The following is an 18,705-nucleotide window of genomic DNA, read 5'->3' as shown; positions in this document are numbered from 1 at the left end:
GTGATAGTTTGTACCGGATGGTAGAGGAACCGACAAGCCTGCGCGAGCGGCGCCGGACAGAGACCCGGCGCGCGCTACAGGCGCACGCAGTCCGCCTGTTCATGGCACGGGGCTACGACGCGACCACGATCAACGACGTCGCACAGGCGGCCGGGGTGTCCGCGATGACCCTGTACCGGCATTTCGCGACAAAAGAGGATCTGGTGCTCTACGACGAGTACGACCGGGAGACCGCGGCGACGCTCGCGGCACAGCAGCAGCAGCAGGAGCCGCTGCGTCAGCGGATCGGCCGGGCACTGGTGCAGACCGCCGCGACGGCCGTCGACTCCGACCGGGACCTCCTGCTCGCCCGCCTCCACCTGATGATCTCCACACCCGCCCTGCAAGCCCGCCACCTGGACAGCCAGTACGCCACCGAGATCGCCATCGCCGACACCCTCTGCGCCGGCGCCACCGATCCCGACCTGGAATTCCGTGTCCGCAGCACGGCCGCCGCATGCCTGGCCGCCACCCATGTCGCTCTCATCCGCTGGGCTGAAGGTGACGGCCGGCAGGATCTCCCCACCCTCATGCGCCACGCCCTGACCTCAGCCTTCGACACCGCGTTCTGAAAGCGCGGATCCGTCCGCCAACAGGGGGACGGCGAGCGGGGTGGTCCAGCGGAACCCGGCCGTAGGCCGGCGGAACGGCCGGGATCGTCGACTACGGGTGGTTCGCCGAGCGGCTGGGACGCGTGATGCCGCCGGTGGGGCTGCCGCCCTGGCGGGAGCTCGGGGCGGAGACGGCTGCGTACGGCGTCCCCGACGCGATCGTTGCCGCCGGTACGCCGTGAGCAGACAGGGCAATCGCCCGGAGGCGGGCCGGGGGCCTCCTCCGGGCGATTGACGGTGGTCAGCGGCGCGGCACGGGCGCGACCGCCGGTATCAACCGTGACCGCCGGTATCAGCGGGTACAGCGGATGGAGGCACTGCCCCAGTAGTAGCCCGGCCCGAGCCGGGACGAGTCGGCGAACAGCAGCACGCACTGCTCGTTGCTGAAGCCCGAGATCAGCGCCTGACGGCGGGCGTCCTTCTCCGCCTCGCGCTTGGCCTCCTTGGGGCTGTTCTCGAGGGCCATGCCGTTGAAGCCGCGCTCCTCGAGCACGCTCGCCTGCCCCGTCGCGGCCGGAGCGGCGAACGCCGCGACCGGAGCGAGGACAGTGAAGCCGGTGATCATCGCGGCGACGAAACCGCGAGCAACGATCGAACGCATTCCTGTAGACCCCTTTTGTCGTGTGGTTGCGGTACCAGGGTTCAGCGCTGGCAGTACACCGTCGCGGTGCCGAACCAGCTGCCCGGGATGTCGCTGGCCCTCGCACTGGTGCTGCTCACGTAGCACTGCGAGCTCAGGAATCCGGCCACGGCCGCCTTGCCGTAGGCGTAGTTCACCGCTCTGCTCACCGCGCCGCTATGGCTCGTGTCCATGGCGGTCGCGGTGAACGAGCCGACTTCCGCCGACGCCGGTCCCGCCGCGATCGCGATCGCGGCGGCGGCCAGTACGGCGGCACCCAGCATCTTCTTCATCCACCCCCCCTTCTCATTCATCTCAGCTAATATGATCAAGACACAAGCTAGTCACGCACCACGGTGATGTCAACTGATATGAATGACCTCCTCTCGATCATTCATATCAGTTGATGTCGCCGCCTATCCTCCAGAGGCGCAGATGACCGACGAGCAGGACCGCGCACCGGTGGCCGGCACGCTCAGCGACCGGATCGACCACCTGTTCCAGGTGGTCCGTCGCCCCAACGGCGAGCAGCACAGCCACGAGGAGGTGGCCAAGGCCTGCCGGGAGAGCACCGGTGAGACCTTCTCCGCGACCTACCTCTGGCAGCTCCGCACCGGCCGCAGGGACAACCCGACCAAGCGGCACCTGGAGGCCCTCGCCGCCTTCTTCCAGGTGCCACCCGCCTACTTCTTCGACGACGAACAGGGCGCGGTGATCGCCAAGGAGTTGGAGCTGCTCGGTGCGTTGCGCAACAGCGCGGTGCGTGATGTGGCGCTGCGTGCGGTCAACCTCTCCGAGGAGGGCCTCGGCACGGTCGCCGACATCATCGATGCCATTGAGCGCCGCGAGGCGCAGCGGGGCGGCGCCAGGGAGGCGCACGGTCGCAAACCGGGGGAGTGAGGTTGCGGTACCGGCGAAACGCGCTCTGGCGACATTGCGCGCAGATCGTGTCCACTGTGGATATACCGGATCCCTTTGACGTCGCCACGCTCGTCGCCGGACTCGCCGCCAGAAGAGGTCGGCCCATCGAGCTGATCCCGCTGGCGGCACAGCCCGGCAGGCCGTGCGGCGTGCTCGCGGCAACCGACCGGACCGACTACGTCTTCTACACCGCCGACACCAGCCCCCTGCACCAGGAGCACATCCTGATGCACGAGCTGGGCCACCTCTTGTGCGGCCACGCGGGCTCCGGCGGGCTGGACGAGACGGTCTCCTCGGTGCTCATGCCGAACCTTCCGGTCGAACTCGTACGGCGGGTGCTGGGCCGCACCACCTACGCCGAACGGCAGGAGCAGGAGGCGGAGATGGTCGCTTCGCTGATCATGCACAAGGCCCGCCGCGGTGTGCCCGCCGAACCGGTGAGCAGCGAGCTGGAACGTCTGCACTCGGCGTTCGGCCCCGGTGACTGAGGTGATCAGCTATTTCGCGGCCGGGATGCTGGTGCTGATCAGCGCAGGCAAGCTGGCCGCCGCGCGGCGCGTCCCGTTGAGCCCCGGGATGCGATACCTGCTGGGGTTCTTCCTGAGCATGGCGGCAGCGCTGACGGTCTCGGCCGAACCGACCGTGCGACTGCTGTCCGCCCATGGGGCGCCTACGGCGACCCTGGTGTGCCGGCTGGTGAGCAACGCGTTGCAGGTGCTGGCCGTGCACTTCCTGATGCGGCTGGCCCGCGCCACCCAGACCCCCGTACCGCGCACCCGGTCGTGGCCGCTGGTGCTGTGCTGGGTGCTGATGGCGGTGTGCTTCGTCGACATGGTGCTGCATGTCGATCAGTCGGACACTCCCGGTTTCGACTGGCGGTTCGGTACCGTCGGGTACCAGATGGTGCTGGTCGGATACGCGGTCGGCTGCCTCACGATGTTCATGCGGGTGCTCACCCGGCATGCCCGGCAGTGCCCACGCGGCAGCTTCCGCACCGGACTGCAGGTGATCGTGACGGCCTCGGCGGTGACCGTGGTGTGGGGCCTGTACTCCGGCCTTCCCACGCTCTGGGTGTCGGTGACCGGCCTGCCCGGCGACAACTTCCTGCCGGCCAGCCGGATGATCGGGCTGGTGGCAATGGTGTTGTGGGTCGCGGGCGCGGTGGTGACCACCTGGCAGGGAATGGTGGAGCGGCCGCTGCGGTGGCTGACGGCCCGGCGCGACGTCCGCGCGGTGACGCCGCTGTGGTCGGCGTTGGTGGCCGCGCTGCCCAGGATCGCGCTGCCGCCGACTGCCCGGTGCGGCGCGGAGTTCGTGCTGTACCGCAAGCTGATCGAGATCCGGGACGGACTGCTGGCCCTGCGCCAGCATGTGCCACCCGAACTGGCGGACTGGGTGCGCGAGTCGGCCTGCCGGCACGGCGCCGCCGAGGACGGGCCGACCATGGCGGCCGCCGAGGTCGCCGCCGCGCTGGTGGCCCGGAGGTCCGGGCACAGTTGGCCGCAGGCGCCCGCCGCGCGCACCTCCTCGGTACCCAGCATCGGCGCGGAGACGGCCTGGCTGAGCGCGGTGTCGGCGGCGTTCACCAGCTCACCGGTGGTGGACGAGGTCCGGAAACGGGCCGGCGCGACCTACGCGATGCCCGCCGAAGCGGCCTGAACGCCGTCATGCCCTGGAGGCCTTCGGGGAGGATTGGATCGGATTTTGGCGGTAGGCGAAGACAGCCGGTGATCTTGTGTTGCTATCGCAGATAGGGGCACATTATCTGCGATAACTTGGATCCCGTCCTGGGAGAACACCTCACCGTGGCACCCGTGGCTCCCGGCGCTTATCTGCGATAGCGATCTGAGGAGGTTCCGTGGCGGCCGTGCACCGGCTCAACGCCCGCGAGGGCGTGCCCCGGCTCGGCACGGCCGCGGAGGCCTTCCTGGCTACCATCGCCAATCGGAACACGGCCCGCGCTTACGCGGTCGCGGTCCGGGCCCTGGCCGCCGAGTTCGGCGAGCATGCCGCCCTTGCCGAGTTGGAGGGGGAGGCCGGCGCGGACCGCGTGGCCGCGTGGTTCGCCGATCGGTGGGGCGGCTCGGCCGCGGGCACGGCCAACGCGCGTCTGGACGCGCTCGGCTCGGTCTGCGCCTGGTGGCGCGTTCAGGGCTGGCTGGCGGGTGACCCGCTGCGCCGCATCCGCCGTCGGCCCCGCACCCCGGACCGGACCCGGGCACTGGCCCGTGTTGATGTCGAGGCGCTGCTGACCCGCCCGAATCTGGCCCTGCGTGAGCGGACGCTGTGGCGGCTGCTGTATGAGTCGGCGGCCCGGACCGAGGAGGTCTTGGCCCTGGATGTCGATGAGCTCGACTTGCGTAACCGGCGGGCCAGGGTACGGCGCAAGGGCGGTGCGGTCGACGTCATCGTCTGGCGCACAGCCACCGCCCGCCTTCTGCCCCGCCTGCTGGACGGCCGCCGTGCCGGACCGGTCTTCCTCACCGGCCGCCGCGCCCGTGTCCCCCTGCCTCCGGGCGACCTAGACCCGGGCAGCGGCCGGGCCCGGCTGTCCTACCGGCGTGCCGCCGAGCTGTTCGAGCAGGCCACCCGTGAGCTGCCGGCGGGTCCGTGGACGCTGCACCAGTTGCGTCATAGTGCCCTGACGCACGCTGCCGAAGACGGGGCCAACACCTCCACCCTGCTGGCCTTCTCCGGGCACACGTCGGTGGCATCGCTGGCTCGCTATGCCCGCGTGTCGCCGGATGCGCTGGCGCGCTGGCAGGAGGGGCGAGACCCGGCAGCGCGCCGCCGATCCTGACCATTACCCGGTGACGAGGTCGGGCGCACGTCCGCAGCACCTCGGCGGCGCCTTGCTCGGTGCCCGGTCGCGGACGAGGACCGGCGGGTGCTGCTCGACGGCCGCCCTGCGGTTCGTCATGATGATCAACCAGTGGTGGTCGCCTGGACGCTTAAGCGGCCGGGCGGCGCGCTCGGACATAGGAGAGCATCACCGGCAGGTCACCCGTATCCAGGACCTGAAAACCTGCCTGCGGGATGAGGTCACCGAGCAGGTCGTGCGCGTTGTGCCGCATCGCGGGCCCGGTCAGCGCCGCGACCAGGTGGGCGAGCAGCGCATTGGCGGGCGGGCGGAACTCGGCGATTAGCAGCCGCCCGCCGGGCCGCAGCACGCGGAACATCTCCCTGATGGCCGTGCCGCGCGCGGCGGCCGGCATGTGGTGCACCGCGAGGCTGGAGACCACCACGTCGGCACAGGCGTCGGGCAGGTCCATCGCCTGGCCTTCGCCGACGAGGTAGGAACAGTTGGCGGCGGCGCGCCGCCGGGCGTGTTCGACGACCGCGGCGGAAGGGTCCACTCCCGTCACCTGTCCGTCCGGGCCGACGAGGCGAGCCATGATCCGGGTCAGGTAGCCGGTGCCGCAGCCGACGTCGACGACGCGGTCACCCGGCCGCGCTCCGGACAACGCGGCCAGCCTGGTGAAGGTCTCCCTTCGCCGGCCGAGGAAGCCGACCTCCGCCATGACCTCGTAGCCGCGTGGGCGGTCGATCGTTCCACCCGCATCCGCGTGTTCTGCGTGAGCATGCAGCAGTCTGCCCAGTCCCATTCCATGTCTCCTTCCGAACAACCTGTTCGGTTACGTATGGTGCGGCCGATAACATGGCGGGTCAACAAGCATGTGCCGCCCGACTGTGCGGTACTGAACACCAGGCGGTGAAGTGGCCACGAACTCCGGCCCGCCGGCGGGCACCGTCGACCGGCGGGTGCGCCGTACCCGGCAGGCGATCCAGCGCGCCCTGATCGAGCTGATCCTGGACAAGGGCTATGACCAGGTGACCGTCAGCGACCTGATCCGCCGCGCCGACGTGGGCCGCTCGACCTTCTACGCGCACTTCGACAGCAAACAGGCGGTGCTGCTGGCCAACCTGGATGAGCTGACGTTCCTGCACGCGGTGCCCAGTGCCGACGGCCCGCTGTTCGCCTTCGCCAGGCCGATGTTCGAGCACGTACACGACCAGCGGGACCTGGTGCGGGCACTGCTCGGCCGGCGCAGCGGCCGGGCCGTGATGGCCCACGGCGAACAGGTCCTGCAGGCAGTCGTCCGTGACGAACTGCTCGCCCGTGGCGTGCGGGCATCCACGCGGTTGGACTTGGTCGTCACCTGCGTCGTCGGGGCGTTCATGGCCATGCTGGCCAAATGGGTCGATGGGGAGATCAGCGCCACTGCGGCCGAGCTGGAGGCGGCCTTTCGTGCCGCTGTCGTTCCTGGCGTGCGGGCGCTGGCGGCGCAGCCGTGATCGAGGTCAGGCGGCGATGCGGCGCAGCATGAAGGGCACCAGCAGGAAGGCCACGCCGGCTGCCAGGAAGGCGCCCGCCCCCCATGGCTCCGGCCGTGGTGCCGGCCAGCGCGGCCAGCGGCGGCACGGCCGGCTGCGCCACGCCCCACGACGATCCCTGGAAAGCGAACCAGCGCGGCCGATCGGCTTCAGGCGCGGCGTCGGCCACGGCGGACTGCCAGCGACCCAGCAGCACAGTGTTCGCCACCGTACAGGCCAGGTAAGCACCGATCGTCACCGCTGGACTGGCCGTGACAGCCATGACCAGCGCGAGCATCCCCAGCAGCACCGTGCCGACGCCGAGGATCACCACATGCGACCGCCCGGCCAGCAGCCGCCGGGACGGCCACAAGGCCACCGGAGCCAGCACCGCCGCGCCCGCGAGCCCCAGCCCCGGCAGCCACGCCGGCGCGCCCCGCTCCAGCAGCGCCAGCGGCAGATACATCATCACCGCCAGGGAGCCGACCGCGAACGCGGTGCCCGCCACGGTCAGCCGCATCAGCGCCACCGGGGGCCGCCACCGCCCACCCGCTCGCCCACGCTCACCGCGACCGCCGCCCCGGCCAGACTCGCGGGGCAGAAACGCCACCGCGACGACCGCCGCCACCAGGCAGGTGAGCGCGTCGGCGGCCACCAGCCAGCGCACTCCCAGCGGCAGCAGCCCCGCCGCCAGCAGCCCCGCCGCCGCCCCGGCCGCCGACAGCGCCACCCCCATCACCGCGTACGTGTGATGCCGCCGCTCTCCCGTACTCGCCCGGGCCAGCAGCTCCTGCGACGCCGGCTCGTACACCTCGAAGGCCAGACCCACCACCGCGATCGCCACCAGCACCTGCACCTGGCCATGGGCCAGCGCGAGCCCGGCCAGCGACAGACCGGTCGCCACCAACCCGGAGGCCAGCACCGTGCGCGGCGAGAACCGATCGAGCAGGAACGCCCCCACCCACCGCGAGATCAGCGCCGTGACCCCGAACAAGGCCAGCGCCACCGCGGCCAGCTCAGGGCCCGTCAGCACCGCCAGGAACGACAGGGCGTAGGCGCCGAGCGCGTTGAGGACACGCACCCACACCAGCGTCCTGGCCGCCACCGGCAAAGATCTCAGCATGCGCGCTCCCCCCGACTCGCCAGCGCGTCATCCTGGCACAAGCGACCGACAAAACAGCCCTTACCTGGTCTTATCGGTGCGCGAGGAGGACGGCGTGGTGATCGGTACCGGCCGGGCCGTCCGGGTCGGCATGCACCATCGCGGCACGTAGCCGCGGCAGCTCGTGCATCAGCCGGTGCTCGGCCTCCACCGCCACGGCGTGCGCCTCGATGAGCGAGGCGTCGTGCCGCACGCCGATCTCGACCTCGGCCCGGAGCGCGTGACCGACCCAGCGCAGCCGTACCGCCCCGACCCGCTCCACTCCGGGCACCGCCGCCAGGATCTCCTCCCCCCGGGCGATCAGCTTGGGGGCGACCGCGTCCATCAGCCGGTGGTAGATCTCGCGGGCGGCATCGCGCAGCACGAAGCAGATCGCCACGGTGATCAGCAAGCCCACGATGGGGTCGGCCAGCGGGAACCCGAGCGCCGCCCCACCAGCCCCCAGCAGCACGGCCAGCGATGTGAAGCCGTCGGTACGGGCGTGCAGACCGTCGGCCACCAGCGCCGCCGAGCCGATCTCCCGCCCCACTCTGATCCGGTAACGGGCGACCCACTCGTTGCCGAGGAACCCGACCACGCCGGCGGCGGCCACCAGGCCCAGCGCCTGCATGTCGGCCGGGTTGATCAGCCGCTTGACGGCCTCGTAACCGGCCAGCGCCGCCGACGCGCCGATCAGCAGCACGATGACGACCCCGGCCAGATCCTCCGCCCTGCCGTAGCCGTAGGTGAAGCGGCGCGTGGCCGCCCGCCGCCCCAGGGAGAAGGCGATCGCCAGCGGCACCGCGGTCAGCGCGTCAGCGAAGTTGTGCAGCGTATCGCCCAGCAGCGCCACCGACCCGGACAGCGCGACGATGACGGCCTGTACGAGGGCGGTGACCGTCAGTGCGGCGAACGAGATGGCCAGGACACGCATGCCGCGGCTGCTGGACTCCAGCGCGGTGTCGGTCTTGTCCGCGCTGTCATGGCTGTGCGGGGTGATGACGTGGCGAAGCTTCAACAGCAACCGCCTGCCCTGTTCGTGCCCATGCCCATGCCCATGTCCGTGACCATGGCCGTGACCGTGCTGTGGGGGACCAACCTCAGCCATCGCGTACCTCTCGCTTGCATGTGACCAAATTGCCGGGATTATATGTAGTCATGTATGCACGCGACAATCAATCAGGTGCGTCACAGTCGCAAGAGCAACCGACAAGCGCGCAGGTCGACACGGCTGTCGAAGCCTTCCGGATGCTCAGCGACGCCACCCGGCTGCGCCTGATGTGGCTGCTGTCCAGCGGCGAGTACGACGTCAGCAGCCTGTCGGCCGCCATCGGCGTCGCCCGGCCATCGGTCTCCCAGCACCTGGCCAAACTCCGCCTGGCCGGTCTCGTGCAGACCCGGCGCGACGGCCGCCGCGTGCTCTACCGAGCCCGTGACGCCCACGTCCGAGCCATCATCAACGAGGCCCTCTTCCACGCCGACCACGAGGTCTCCGGCCTCCCCCGCCACGACTGACCGGGCCGGGTGACGCCCACCGCGGGTCCACGCCGCCCCCGCACGTCGATGTCGACCCGGGTCAGCTCCGCTCGTGACCGCCGTCATGGAAGGGGCGCAGGCCGCCGGCCACGTCCGCGTGAGAAAAGGCGTAACGGCCCAGGAAGTTGATGTGCTCGTACTGGATCGGCGACAAGTGCGCGCACATCTCGTCCGTGACAGGAAAGCCCTGGGCGCGCAGATGCTTGACGGCCGCGTCCAGATACAGGCTGTTCCACCAGATGACCGCGTTCAACGCCAACCCCAGACTGCCCAGCTGATCCTCCAGGCCCTCGCGGTAGCGCTGGCGCAACTGCCCCCGGTTGCCAAAGGCGATCTTCCGGGCGAGACGGTGGCGCGCTTCCTGGACGTTGAGCTGGGTGCCGATCATGCGGCGGTAGCCTTCGTCGGCGATGAACTGCAGCAGGTGCAGCGTCTTGAAAATCCGACCGTAGTGCGCGAACGCCTCGCCCAAGCCGGTGGTGCGGCCATCGGCCGACAGCATCCGGATCAGGTCGTAGGCGCGCACCGTGCCCATCGTCAGCGAGCCGGCCACCCGGAGCATGTCGCCCCAGTGCGCGCGGATCTTGTCCAGCCGGACGGTGTGGCGGGACATGTGCTCCAGCGGCCCGTAGACGGCCCGGGTGTTGGTGCGCCACAGCCGGGTGTCGGCCAGGTCGGCGATGCGCGGGGAGAACTGGTAGCCGCAGATCGCGAACAGTCCCGAGACGATGTCGGAGTAGCTGGCGGTGTCGGTGACCACCGTCTCCGGCTTGGGCCCGCCGTCGAGGTTGTGGATGGCGTCCAGGATGAACAGCGAGTCGCGCAGGGTGCCGGGCACCACCAGCCCGCCGATACCCATCACCTGGTCGTTGACCACGTTCAGCCAGGTCGCGCCGCGCTGCCTGCCCCAGTAGGCGGGGTTGTGGCCGGTGTGCAAGTTCTGCACCGGCACCACGAAGCGCAGCCCGTCGGCCGAAGCGATGTGCCCGCCGCCCCAGCAGGCGACGATGTCCAGCTCCGCCTGGGCGGCGATCAGGCGGGCATTGGCCGCCGCGATCGTCGCGCCGCGCAGGTAACCCTGATCCACCTGCAGCAGCCGGGCCCGGGTCAGCGCGGGCACGTTCGGTTTCTCGATCGGCACCAGGCCGACGTTGCACGCCTCGGCCACGATCAGCGCAGCCAGGCTGACGCCGAAGTCCTCCATCGATGGATCGGCGCCGGAGATGTGGATGAAGTCCGACGGCAGCCCGGTGCGGTCGAAGACCTCCAGCAGCAATTCGGGGAAGTCCAGCCGGGGCAGCATGTCATCGACCAGGGAGCGCAGCTCCTTCATCAGCGGCGGCTCCTCGGCCGCGCCGAGCTTCTCCAACTGCAGACGGCCGCCGACGAACTGCACCGCGGTGTTGGCGCCGAGCCCGTCCAGCACCCGCGCATACGCGCCCTCCAGCGCGCCGGCGAGCTCGGCCAGATGCCCGGCCGGTTCGACCTCCAGCTCCAGCGAGGTGAGGATGCGCGGCCGCGCCTCCTGCCACGCCGCCCCGTCCAGCAGCCGGGCGCGCGGATCGCTCCACCGCTCGGACCCTTCGGCGAACACATCGCGCCGGCGCAGCGCGTGGTGCAGGTGCATGATCGCGCACAGCACGAACGCGGCCTTGTCGATCTGCCCCTCCGCGACGTCGGGGTTGCGGTAGACCAGCGGCCGCCACGACCCAGTGATCAGCGTCTCGTGCGCGGTGATGTCGCCGGGACCGTAGCGGCGGCGGCTCTTGGCCATCGCCGCCGCGGCGCGCACCATCGCCAGCACCGCGGTGCCGGCCTCCACCGCGCGGAACCGGATCACCTCCAGCAGCAGCTCGATGAAGCCCTGCACCGTGCGGTAACGCTTGACCAGCTCGGCCCGCCATTCGGCGGCCGCGTCATCGTCGGTCGTGGGCACGAAGGCCGCGACCGTCTCCACCGCCGAGGCCAGCTTCTCGCGCGGCACCACCTCCTCGATCGCCTTCCACACCTCCACCAGCGACACCAGCCGATCCTCGGTCGCCTCCGGCGCCGACATCAGCACCTCCACCGCCGAGGCCATCGTCCGCGCTGCCTTGCGCAGCTTCGGGAACGTGCGCAGTTGCTCGGCCTTACCCGCCCGCTCTGCCCTGGCCAGCAGGTTCGAGGTGATCAGCAGGTCCAGCACGTCCAGGGCGTCGTCGACCGACGAGGTCTCCAGGTGCCGCACGGTGGCCAGCAGCGTGGCCGCCTGCCGATCGCCTTCCAGATCCCGCAACGTCGGCGCCTTGGAAACCAGCCCATACCGGGCCAGCGCCGACAGCTTCACCGCCGGCACCGGCTCCACCCGCACTGCCCCAGCGCCCAGCCCGCCGATCTCGGCCACCCGGTGCAACTCCGCCACCATCACCCGGCCCGAAGCCCGCGTCGGCGCGGTGCGCAGCCGCTCCAGCTCCGAGACCCGCCGATCGGCAGGCACCTGCAGCAGCTCGGCCAGCCTCACCCGCAGCTCCGGGCCGGCGCGCTCGGCCAGCGTGCGATACAACCGGGCGTGCTCAGCCCGGCGAACCTCGCTGATCAGCCGGGTCAGCGTGGTGATCCCCGCGGGCAGCAGAATGCCCTCGCGCAGCATGTGCACCACGGCGCGGTCGAACAACGCTCGCGGCCCTTCGACCGTCGACCACACCCGGGCGGCCAGGTAGTCGCGGACCTCCTGCTCCCGTTTGGAGAACTCCGACAGCTCCAGCAGGTCCCGGATCTCCCAGGCATGCTCATATGCGGTCTTCGGCCGGGTCAGGTACTCCGGCGCGCACGCCGGGTCGACGTCGAGCTGCTCGGCGACGAACGCCAGCACCTCCCCGGGCACGTCCAGGGGATCTTCGGTCAGGAAGGTGCCGAGCATCCGCACGGTGCCCCACTGCACCGCCCACCCTAGCTTCGTCGCCGGGCGGCGCTTACCCGCCAGCGCCTCCAGCGCCTTGGCATCCAGCCGGAAGAACTGCTCGAGCTCGGCCACCGACACCTCAGGCCGGAACCGGCGATAACGGGCTACTTGCTCATTCGAGAGGAAATCCACAGGCATGAGCAGGCACGCTAGGGCGCTCAACCAGGGCAAACAGCCGTCGTCACCGAATCGTCGTCAAGATCGTCTTTCTAGCGCCAAAATCCGGTCCGATCCTCCCCGGAGGCCTGGACGACCTGCGGCGGCTCGCCCCCGGCGTCCGGGCGGGGGCGGCCCTCGGCGTACCGCCCGGGCGGTACGCCGAGGGCGCGCGCTCAGCGGCTGAACCGCAGCGTGACCAGCTCGAACGGGCGCAGCGACACCGCCACCGACCCGTCGGTCAGCTCCGGCGCGGCCGCGTCGGCGAGCGGGCGCTCCAGCAGGTCGGTCACGGCGACACCGGTGGCGGTGAAGCCGGTGGAGACGCAGGCGCGGGCCCGGCCTCCCCGGGACTCGTGGAAGCGGACGACGACGTCCCCGCTCCCGTCGTCGGCCAGCTTCACCGCGGTCACCACGACCGCGTCGTCGTCCACGGTGACCAGCGGCGCGACCTCGACGTCACCCGGGACCCGCCGCTCGGGCAGGTTGAGGGACCAGCCCTCGCGCACCGCGTCGCCGATCGCCGCGCCCGGCACCAGCGCGTGCCGGAACCGGTGCAGGCCCTGGTCGGTCTCGGGGTCGGGGAACCGCGGCGCCCGCAGCAGCGACACCCGCAGCGTGGTGGTCGTGCCCGAGTCGGACGCCCGCACGGTGCGGGTCAGGTCGTGGCCGTAGGTGGAGTCGGTGACCAGCGCCACGCCCCAGCCCGGCTCCTCCACGTGCACGAACTTGTGGTTGCACGCCTCGAACTTGGCGGCCTCCCAGCTTGTGTTGGTGTGGGTGGCGCGGAAGGCGTGGCCGTACTGGCTCTCGGAGGCGTACCGGTCGGCGTGCACGTCCAGCGGGAAGGCCAGCTTGAGGAACTTCTCGGTCTCGTGCCAGTCCACCTCGGTGCGGATGTCGAGCCGCCCGGCCTCCACGGTGAGGGCCTGCGTGACCCGTGACGTGCCGAACGAGCGCACCACGCGGACCGAGCCCGGCTCCTCGCCCGGCGCGACCTCGTCGGCGTCCACCAGGTCGGTCACCGTGTTCCGGTAGAACTGGTCCACGTCCCAGGCGTCCCACATGTTGGGGAAGTCGGGGTGGATCTGCAGCAGGTTGGCGACCTGCCCCGGCGCGACCGTCTCCCGCCCCGCCCGCAGGTCGTAGGCCGAGACGACCAGGCCGCGGCCGTCGATCTCCACCCGGAGCAGGCCGTCGTTCAGGACGTACCCGCCCTCGCCGCGCGTGCGGAGTTCGGCGGCGGCGGGGGCGGGGGCCGCGGCCGCGCCGCCGGCCGGGACGCCGTTGCGGGTGTGCGGCGCCGCGTTGAAGACCAGCTCGCCGGAGCCGGGCTTCCCCGCCAGGGTCCGCTGCGCGCCGTCGATGATCTCGTTCAGCTCCGCGGCCACGGCGGCGTACGTCTTCTCGGCCTCGCGGTGCACCCAGGCGATGGACGAGCCGGGCAGGATGTCGTGGAACTGGTGGAGCAGCACGGTCTTCCAGATCCGGTCGAGCCGCTCGTGGGGATACTCGGACCCGGTGCGCACGGCGGCGGTGGCCGCCCACAGCTCGGCCTCGCGCAGCAGCGACTCGCTGCGGCGGTTGCCCTGCTTGGTCTTGGCCTGGCTGGTGAGCGTGGCGCGGTGCAGCTCCAGGTACAGCTCGCCGACCCAGACCGGTGGGGCGGGGTACTCCGCCTCGGCCTTGGCGAAGAACTCGGCGGGTGTCTCCCAGACGACGGCGGCCGACCCCTCCAGGTCCCGCAGGCGGGCCGCCTTGGCGACCATCTCGCGGGTGGTGCCGCCGCCCCCGTCGCCCCAGCCGGTGGGGGCCAGCGAGTGCCGGGCCACGCCCTTGTCCTTGAAGTTGCGCGCCGCGTGGGCGATCTCGCTGCCCTTCATCGAGCAGTTGTAGGTGTCCACCGGCGGGAAGTGGGTGAAGATCCGGGTGCCGTCGATGCCCTCCCACAGGAACGTGTGGTGGGGGAACTTGTTGATCTGGCTCCAGGAGATCTTCTGAGTGAGCAGCCGCTTGGCTCCGGCCGCCTTGATGATCTGCGGGAGCCCGGCGGCGAAGCCGAACGTGTCGGGCAGCCACGCCTCCTCGTTCTCGACGCCGAACTCGTCGAGGAAGAAGCGCTTGCCGTGCACGAACTGCCGGGCCATGGCCTCCGAGCCGGGCATGTTCGTGTCCGACTCCACCCACATGCCACCGGTGGGGACGAACCGTCCCTCGGCCACGGCCTTGACGACCCGGGCCCAGACCTCCGGCCGGTGCTCCTTGATCCACGCCCACTGCTGCGCCTGGGACATGGCGAAGACGAACTCCGGCTCGTCCTCCAGCAGCGCGGTCATGTTGGAGGTGGTGCGGGCGACCTTGCGCACGGTCTCGCGCAGCGGCCACAGCCAGGCCGAGTCGATGTGGGCGTGCCCGACCGCGCTGATCCGGTGGGCCGAGGGCGCGGCCGGCGTGGTCAGCACCCCGGCCAGCTCGGCGCGGGCGGCGGCGGCCGTGCCGTTGACGTCCTGCAGGTCGATCGTGTCGAGGGCCCGCTCGACGGCGCGCAGCAGCTCCCAGCGGCGGGCGCCGTCCACGGGCAGCTCCGCCATCAGCTCGCCGAGCACCTCCAGGTCGATCACGAGCTGCCAGACGGCCTCGTCGAAGATCGCCAGGTCCATGCGGGCCAGCCGGTACTGCGGCTCGCTCCCGGCCGTCTCCTTGTCCCCGAGCTTCGTGGGCAGGAAGGGGTGGTAGTCGAGGATGACCGGGTTGGAGGCCGCCTCGACGTGCAGCCGCACCTCCTCGCCACCCTGGACCGGCGCGCCGACGCGCACCCACTGGTTGCGCGGGTTGAGGCCCTTCACCGGGCTGCCGTCGGGCCGGTAGACCAGGCCCTCGCACTGGAAGCCCGGCATGTTCTCGTCGAAGCCCAGGTCGAGGATGGCCTCCACGGTCCGGCCCGCCCAGTCGGCGGGCACCGTGCCGGTGACCGTGAACCAGCTCGTGCCCCACGGCGCGCCCCACACGTCACCGACCGCGATCGGTGAGGGGGAGGCCGCCAGACCCTCGGCCACCGGCACGGGCTCGCCGGGCGCGTGCCACACGGCCACGTCCAGCGGTACGGACGCGGGGTACACCGCGGGGCGGATCCGCTCGTCGAGCACTCGCTTGAGTCGGGCTTCGACCAGCTCGCGGTCGTCATGCATGGGGAGAGACTCCTCGTTCTGGAAACCGGTTCAGCCCTTGATAGCGCCCTCTTCGACGCCGCGGAAGAAGAACCGCTGCAGCGACGCGAAAAGGATCACGATGGGGATAAAGGAGATCATGGTCCCGGCCGCCGGCAGCCGGGGGTTGTTGGTGAACGTCCCGTTGAGGTACTGCAGGCCCACGGTGAGCGTGAAGTTCTCCGGGTCGTTGAGGACGATGAGCGGCCACAGGAAGTCGTCCCAGGCGCCGATGAACGCGAAGATCGTGATCACGCTCAGCATGCCCCGTACGTTCGGCAGGCCGATGCGGATCAGCCGCTGCCAAGGGGTCGCGCCGTCGATGACCGCGGCCTCGTCCATCTCCTGCGGAATGGCCATGAACGCGGTGCGCATCAGCAGCACGTTGAGCATGCCGATCGCGCCGGGCAGCGCGACGCCCAGCAGTGTGTCCGCCAGGCCGAGCCCGCGCACGGTGATGTACTGCGAGATGATCGTCACCTCGCCGGGTAGCACCAGGGTGGACAGGAACCCCACCAGCAGCAGCTTCGCGCCCCGGAACCTCAGCCGGGCCAGCGCGTAGCCCGCGAGGGTCGCGCCCACGGCGTTGCCCAGGACCACGATGACGGCCACGATCAGCGAGTTGAGCGCGTACGACCATACGGGGATGGTCTCGGTGACCTGGGTGTAGTTGTCCAGCGTGGGCTGCTGCGGCAGGAAGCTCGGGGTTTCGGTGTAGATGTCCTCGTGCAGGCTCTTCAGCGAGGTGGACAGCTGCCACAGGAACGGCGAGATCAGCAGCAGGAGCACCAGCACCAGCAGCGTGTAGCGCAGGACCAGCTCGCCCGGTCCCGCCGCGCCGAAGCCGCCCCGCCCTCGCCGCCGCGTACGGCCCGCGTGCCTGCTCCGCCCCGGGCCCGGCTCCGGCCGCGGCCTCTCCTCCGGTACGGCGTGGTGCCCGGGTTCGGCGCGTGCTGTGACGTCGGGCATGTCAGCCAGCCTTCCTGTTGAGCCGGAGCAGCAGGAGCATCGGGCCGATCGTGATGACGAGCAGCACGATGCTGAGCGCCGACGCGTAGCCGAAGTGGCCGTAGAAGCCGCGGCTGTACATCTGGATGAGCATCACGACGGACTGGGCGCGTCCGCCGGGGCCACCGGTGCCGTTCGAGAGGACGAACAGCTCCGAGAACACGCGCAGCGCCGAGACCGCCACCATCACCGAGACCAGCAGCATCGTGTTCCGCACGCCGGGGACCGTCACGCTCCAGAACCGGCGGATCGGCCCGGCCCCGTCCACGGCCGCGGCCTCGTGCAGCTCCCGCCGCACGTTCCCGAGCGCCGACAGATAGATGATCATGTAGTAGCCGAGTCCCTTCCACACGGTCAGGGAGATGGCGCTGAACACCAGCAGCCAGCGCTCGGTGAGGAACGGGATCGGTTCGGCGATGACGCCGAGCCACTGCGCGAACCCGTTGACCAGGCCCCGGTCGTTCAGCACCCAGCTCCAGATCAGCGCGACCACCACGGCGGAGGCGACGACCGGCGTGTAGAAGGCCGTGCGGAAGAACGCGATGCCCGGGATCTTCTTCTCGACCAGGATCGCCAGCAGCAGCGGCAGGACCGTGAGCAGCGGCAGGCAGACCAGCATGAACACGATGCTGTTGAGCAGCGCGTCGGCGAGCTGGGCGTCGCTCAGCACCCGGGCGAAGTTGTCCAGGCCGGTGAAGTGCCCGCCGCCCAGCGGCTTCGCGTTCGTGAACGCCAGGACGATCGTGTTGATCGACGGCCAGGCGTTGAACACGAGCAGCCACAGCGCGGCGGGCGCCACCAGCGCCCAAGGTGTGAACAGATGGCGCAGCCGCCCCGGGCGGGTCAGTGCGGGAGACGTCACTGGTTGAGCAGCTCGTTGCACTTGGCGACCGCGGCGTCGAGGGCCTCCTTGGAGGAGATCTCACCGTTGAGGGCCGCCGCGACCTGCTGCCGGATGAACTTGCTCATCGCGTCGGTGACCTCGAAGGGCTGGAGGACCTCCGCCTTGGCCAGGGAGTTGAAGGCGATGACCTTGGCGTCCCCGGCGTTGGTGCCGTCGCTCTTGCTGAAGAACGGGTCGTCCGCCGAGGCCTTCGTGCTCGGGAAGATGCTCACCAGGTGGGCGAACGCCGCCTGGTTCTCCGGGCTGGTCACCCAGCGGGCCAGCGCGATCGCGGCCGGCGGGTTCTTGGTCTTCTTCGAGATCGACAGGCCCTGGACGTACAGCGGCGGGATGCCGAAGTCGGAGGAGGCCACGATCTTGGGGGCGAGCGAGGGGTTCTCGTTGGCCACGCTCGTGATGTGGTTGCCGCCGCCGGTGGTCCAGGCCACCGCGCCCTCGTTGAACAGCTTGGCGTTGCCGGCGTACGTGTCGGTCAGCACGTCACGCGGCATCAGCCCCTCCTTGAAGGCGGCGCGGTATTTGTCGATCACCGCGGCGGCCTCGGGAGTGTTGAACACGAATTTCGTGCCGTCGTCGGACAGGAGCTTGACCCCCGCTTCCTTCAGGTCCCCGACCTCGGGGCGGCGGCTCATCAGCAGGACCTTGCCGCCCGACTTCTCCTTCATGATCCGGGCCTGCTCGACCAGCTCGTCGAAGGACGTCGGCGGCTTCTTCGGGTCCAGTCCGTACTCCGTCATCAACTCGGAGTTCCAGTAGTTGACGTCGGTGTTGAGGTACCACGGGTAGCCGTAGGTGCCCTGGTGGCCGCGGAACCGGTACGCGTCGAGGCCGCCCGCGACGTACTCGTCGGCCAGCTTGGAGTCCACCTGGGCGACGTCGAGCAGCATGTCCTGCTTGACCAGCGGGCGGGCGAAGTCGGGGGGCAGGTTGACGACGTCGGGCAGGGTGCCGCCCGCGGCCTGGCTGAGGACCTTGTCGGAGTAGGCGTCGGCGGGCTGGTCGAGCCACTGGACCTTCGTGCCCGGGTACTTCTTCTCGAAGGCGCCGATGACGCCCTCCATGTACGTCGTGAACTTGGGCTTCAGGGCCCAGGTCTGCAGCGTGACCGTGCCCTTCACCTCACCCGTGGCCGCCGCGGTCGGGGCGGGGGCCTGCTGCGGGTCGGCCCCGCCGAGCCCGCAGCCCGAGACGACCATGACGGTGGCCGCCGCCAGTCCCGTCCAGTACCTACGCATGGCGCTCTCCTTGAGTACTAAATCGCTCTAGTTGCGGGACTATTCCCCCGGCTAGACTCATGTGTCAATAGCTG

17 protein-coding genes are annotated in these 18,705 nt (G+C 70.5%); 7 read left to right on the top strand and 10 right to left on the bottom strand.

Features of this window, described 5'->3' with window-relative positions:
• The first annotated feature begins 17 nt into the window (after nt 1–17).
• Entirely contained in the window at nt 18–611 is a 594-nt protein-coding gene (locus J2S55_RS38935) for a TetR/AcrR family transcriptional regulator (RefSeq protein ID WP_306871566.1), read from the top strand.
• Between the two features lie 331 nt (nt 612–942).
• On the opposite strand, the gene J2S55_RS38930 is transcribed toward J2S55_RS38935, so the two are convergent.
• Both J2S55_RS38930 and J2S55_RS38925 read right to left on the bottom strand, forming a co-directional pair.
• The gene (locus J2S55_RS38930) at nt 943–1,251 is read right to left on the bottom strand and encodes a hypothetical protein (protein WP_306871563.1); all 309 of its coding nucleotides are present in this window, start codon (nt 1,249–1,251) and stop codon (nt 943–945) included.
• Between the two features lie 41 nt (nt 1,252–1,292).
• Entirely contained in the window at nt 1,293–1,583 is a 291-nt protein-coding gene (locus tag J2S55_RS38925) for a hypothetical protein (protein ID WP_306871560.1), read from the bottom strand.
• A 121-nt stretch (nt 1,584–1,704) separates the two neighbouring features.
• On the opposite strand from J2S55_RS38925, the gene J2S55_RS38920 reads away from it, so the two are divergent.
• The 4 genes from J2S55_RS38920 to J2S55_RS38905 all read left to right on the top strand — a co-directional run bounded on the left by J2S55_RS38920 (nt 1,705) and on the right by J2S55_RS38905 (nt 4,990).
• Nucleotides 1,705–2,169 (top strand): helix-turn-helix domain-containing protein, encoded by a 465-nt coding sequence (locus J2S55_RS38920; RefSeq protein ID WP_306871558.1) that lies wholly within the window; start codon nt 1,705–1,707, stop codon nt 2,167–2,169.
• Between the two features lie 56 nt (nt 2,170–2,225).
• A complete protein-coding gene (locus J2S55_RS38915) occupies nt 2,226–2,678 on the top strand; it encodes a M78 family metallopeptidase domain-containing protein (protein ID WP_306871555.1) in 453 nt (150 codons plus the stop codon).
• Between the two features lies 1 nt (nt 2,679).
• Entirely contained in the window at nt 2,680–3,849 is a 1,170-nt protein-coding gene (locus J2S55_RS38910) for an MAB_1171c family putative transporter (protein WP_306871553.1), read from the top strand.
• 199 nt (nt 3,850–4,048) lie between these two features.
• Nucleotides 4,049–4,990 (top strand): tyrosine-type recombinase/integrase, encoded by a 942-nt coding sequence (locus tag J2S55_RS38905; protein ID WP_306871550.1) that lies wholly within the window; start codon nt 4,049–4,051, stop codon nt 4,988–4,990.
• A gap of 151 nt (nt 4,991–5,141) precedes the next feature.
• Here J2S55_RS38905 and J2S55_RS38900 read toward each other — a convergent pair whose 3' ends face one another.
• Nucleotides 5,142–5,795 (bottom strand): class I SAM-dependent methyltransferase, encoded by a 654-nt coding sequence (locus J2S55_RS38900; protein ID WP_306871548.1) that lies wholly within the window; start codon nt 5,793–5,795, stop codon nt 5,142–5,144.
• 112 nt (nt 5,796–5,907) lie between these two features.
• Between J2S55_RS38900 and J2S55_RS38895 the strand changes: the two genes are divergently transcribed.
• The gene (locus tag J2S55_RS38895) at nt 5,908–6,486 is read left to right on the top strand and encodes a TetR/AcrR family transcriptional regulator (protein WP_306871545.1); all 579 of its coding nucleotides are present in this window, start codon (nt 5,908–5,910) and stop codon (nt 6,484–6,486) included.
• Here J2S55_RS38895 and J2S55_RS38890 read toward each other — a convergent pair.
• Complete coding sequence (locus J2S55_RS38890) at nt 6,404–7,627, bottom strand: MFS transporter (RefSeq protein WP_306871542.1); 1,224 nt, start codon at nt 7,625–7,627, stop codon at nt 6,404–6,406. The genes J2S55_RS38895 and J2S55_RS38890 overlap by 83 nt on opposite strands.
• A 70-nt stretch (nt 7,628–7,697) precedes the next feature.
• The gene (locus J2S55_RS38885) at nt 7,698–8,663 is read right to left on the bottom strand and encodes a cation diffusion facilitator family transporter (protein WP_306871540.1); all 966 of its coding nucleotides are present in this window, start codon (nt 8,661–8,663) and stop codon (nt 7,698–7,700) included.
• A 140-nt stretch (nt 8,664–8,803) separates the two neighbouring features.
• On the opposite strand from J2S55_RS38885, the gene J2S55_RS38880 reads away from it, so the two are divergent.
• The gene (locus J2S55_RS38880) at nt 8,804–9,160 is read left to right on the top strand and encodes an ArsR/SmtB family transcription factor (RefSeq protein ID WP_306871537.1); all 357 of its coding nucleotides are present in this window, start codon (nt 8,804–8,806) and stop codon (nt 9,158–9,160) included.
• Between the two features lie 61 nt (nt 9,161–9,221).
• Here J2S55_RS38880 and J2S55_RS38875 read toward each other — a convergent pair whose 3' ends face one another.
• The 5 genes from J2S55_RS38875 to J2S55_RS38855 all read right to left on the bottom strand — a co-directional run bounded on the left by J2S55_RS38875 (nt 9,222) and on the right by J2S55_RS38855 (nt 18,631).
• The gene (locus tag J2S55_RS38875) at nt 9,222–12,260 is read right to left on the bottom strand and encodes a Tn3 family transposase (protein WP_306871535.1); all 3,039 of its coding nucleotides are present in this window, start codon (nt 12,258–12,260) and stop codon (nt 9,222–9,224) included.
• 194 nt (nt 12,261–12,454) lie between these two features.
• The gene (locus tag J2S55_RS38870) at nt 12,455–15,466 is read right to left on the bottom strand and encodes an alpha-mannosidase (protein WP_306871532.1); all 3,012 of its coding nucleotides are present in this window, start codon (nt 15,464–15,466) and stop codon (nt 12,455–12,457) included.
• Between the two features lie 30 nt (nt 15,467–15,496).
• Nucleotides 15,497–16,453, bottom strand: a complete 957-nt coding sequence (locus J2S55_RS38865; protein ID WP_306871529.1) for a carbohydrate ABC transporter permease — start codon at nt 16,451–16,453, stop codon at nt 15,497–15,499.
• 1 nt (nt 16,454) lies between these two features.
• Entirely contained in the window at nt 16,455–17,354 is a 900-nt protein-coding gene (locus J2S55_RS38860) for a carbohydrate ABC transporter permease (protein ID WP_306871526.1), read from the bottom strand.
• Nucleotides 17,351–18,631 carry an ABC transporter substrate-binding protein gene (locus J2S55_RS38855; RefSeq protein WP_306871523.1) on the bottom strand — a complete coding sequence of 427 codons (1,281 nt, stop codon included), beginning with the start codon at nt 18,629–18,631 and terminating at the stop codon, nt 17,351–17,353. The genes J2S55_RS38860 and J2S55_RS38855 overlap by 4 nt, the downstream gene beginning before the upstream one ends.
• Nucleotides 18,632–18,705 lie beyond the last annotated feature (74 nt).

Origin of the sequence: Streptosporangium brasiliense (assembly GCF_030811595.1) — a bacterium.
In the GTDB taxonomy this organism is placed as follows: domain Bacteria; phylum Actinomycetota; class Actinomycetes; order Streptosporangiales; family Streptosporangiaceae; genus Streptosporangium; species Streptosporangium brasiliense.
This window is presented reverse-complemented; position numbering and strand designations above follow the sequence as displayed.

What these genes read in the sequence shown, in the direction of transcription:
- J2S55_RS38900 (WP_306871548.1), bottom strand. Translation starts at nt 5,795, where the DNA reads ATGGGACTGGGCAGACTGCTGCATGCTCACGCAGAACACGCGGATGCG.
- J2S55_RS38930 (WP_306871563.1), bottom strand. Translation starts at nt 1,251, where the DNA reads ATGCGTTCGATCGTTGCTCGCGGTTTCGTCGCCGCGATGATCACCGGC.
- J2S55_RS38865 (WP_306871529.1), bottom strand. Translation starts at nt 16,453, where the DNA reads ATGCCCGACGTCACAGCACGCGCCGAACCCGGGCACCACGCCGTACCG.
- J2S55_RS38925 (WP_306871560.1), bottom strand. Translation starts at nt 1,583, where the DNA reads ATGAATGAGAAGGGGGGGTGGATGAAGAAGATGCTGGGTGCCGCCGTA.
- J2S55_RS38875 (WP_306871535.1), bottom strand. Translation starts at nt 12,260, where the DNA reads ATGCCTGTGGATTTCCTCTCGAATGAGCAAGTAGCCCGTTATCGCCGG.
- J2S55_RS38870 (WP_306871532.1), bottom strand. Translation starts at nt 15,466, where the DNA reads ATGCATGACGACCGCGAGCTGGTCGAAGCCCGACTCAAGCGAGTGCTC.
- J2S55_RS38890 (WP_306871542.1), bottom strand. Translation starts at nt 7,627, where the DNA reads ATGCTGAGATCTTTGCCGGTGGCGGCCAGGACGCTGGTGTGGGTGCGT.
- J2S55_RS38880 (WP_306871537.1), top strand. Translation starts at nt 8,804, where the DNA reads ATGTATGCACGCGACAATCAATCAGGTGCGTCACAGTCGCAAGAGCAA.
- J2S55_RS38920 (WP_306871558.1), top strand. Translation starts at nt 1,705, where the DNA reads ATGACCGACGAGCAGGACCGCGCACCGGTGGCCGGCACGCTCAGCGAC.
- J2S55_RS38855 (WP_306871523.1), bottom strand. Translation starts at nt 18,631, where the DNA reads ATGCGTAGGTACTGGACGGGACTGGCGGCGGCCACCGTCATGGTCGTC.
- J2S55_RS38935 (WP_306871566.1), top strand. Translation starts at nt 18, where the DNA reads ATGGTAGAGGAACCGACAAGCCTGCGCGAGCGGCGCCGGACAGAGACC.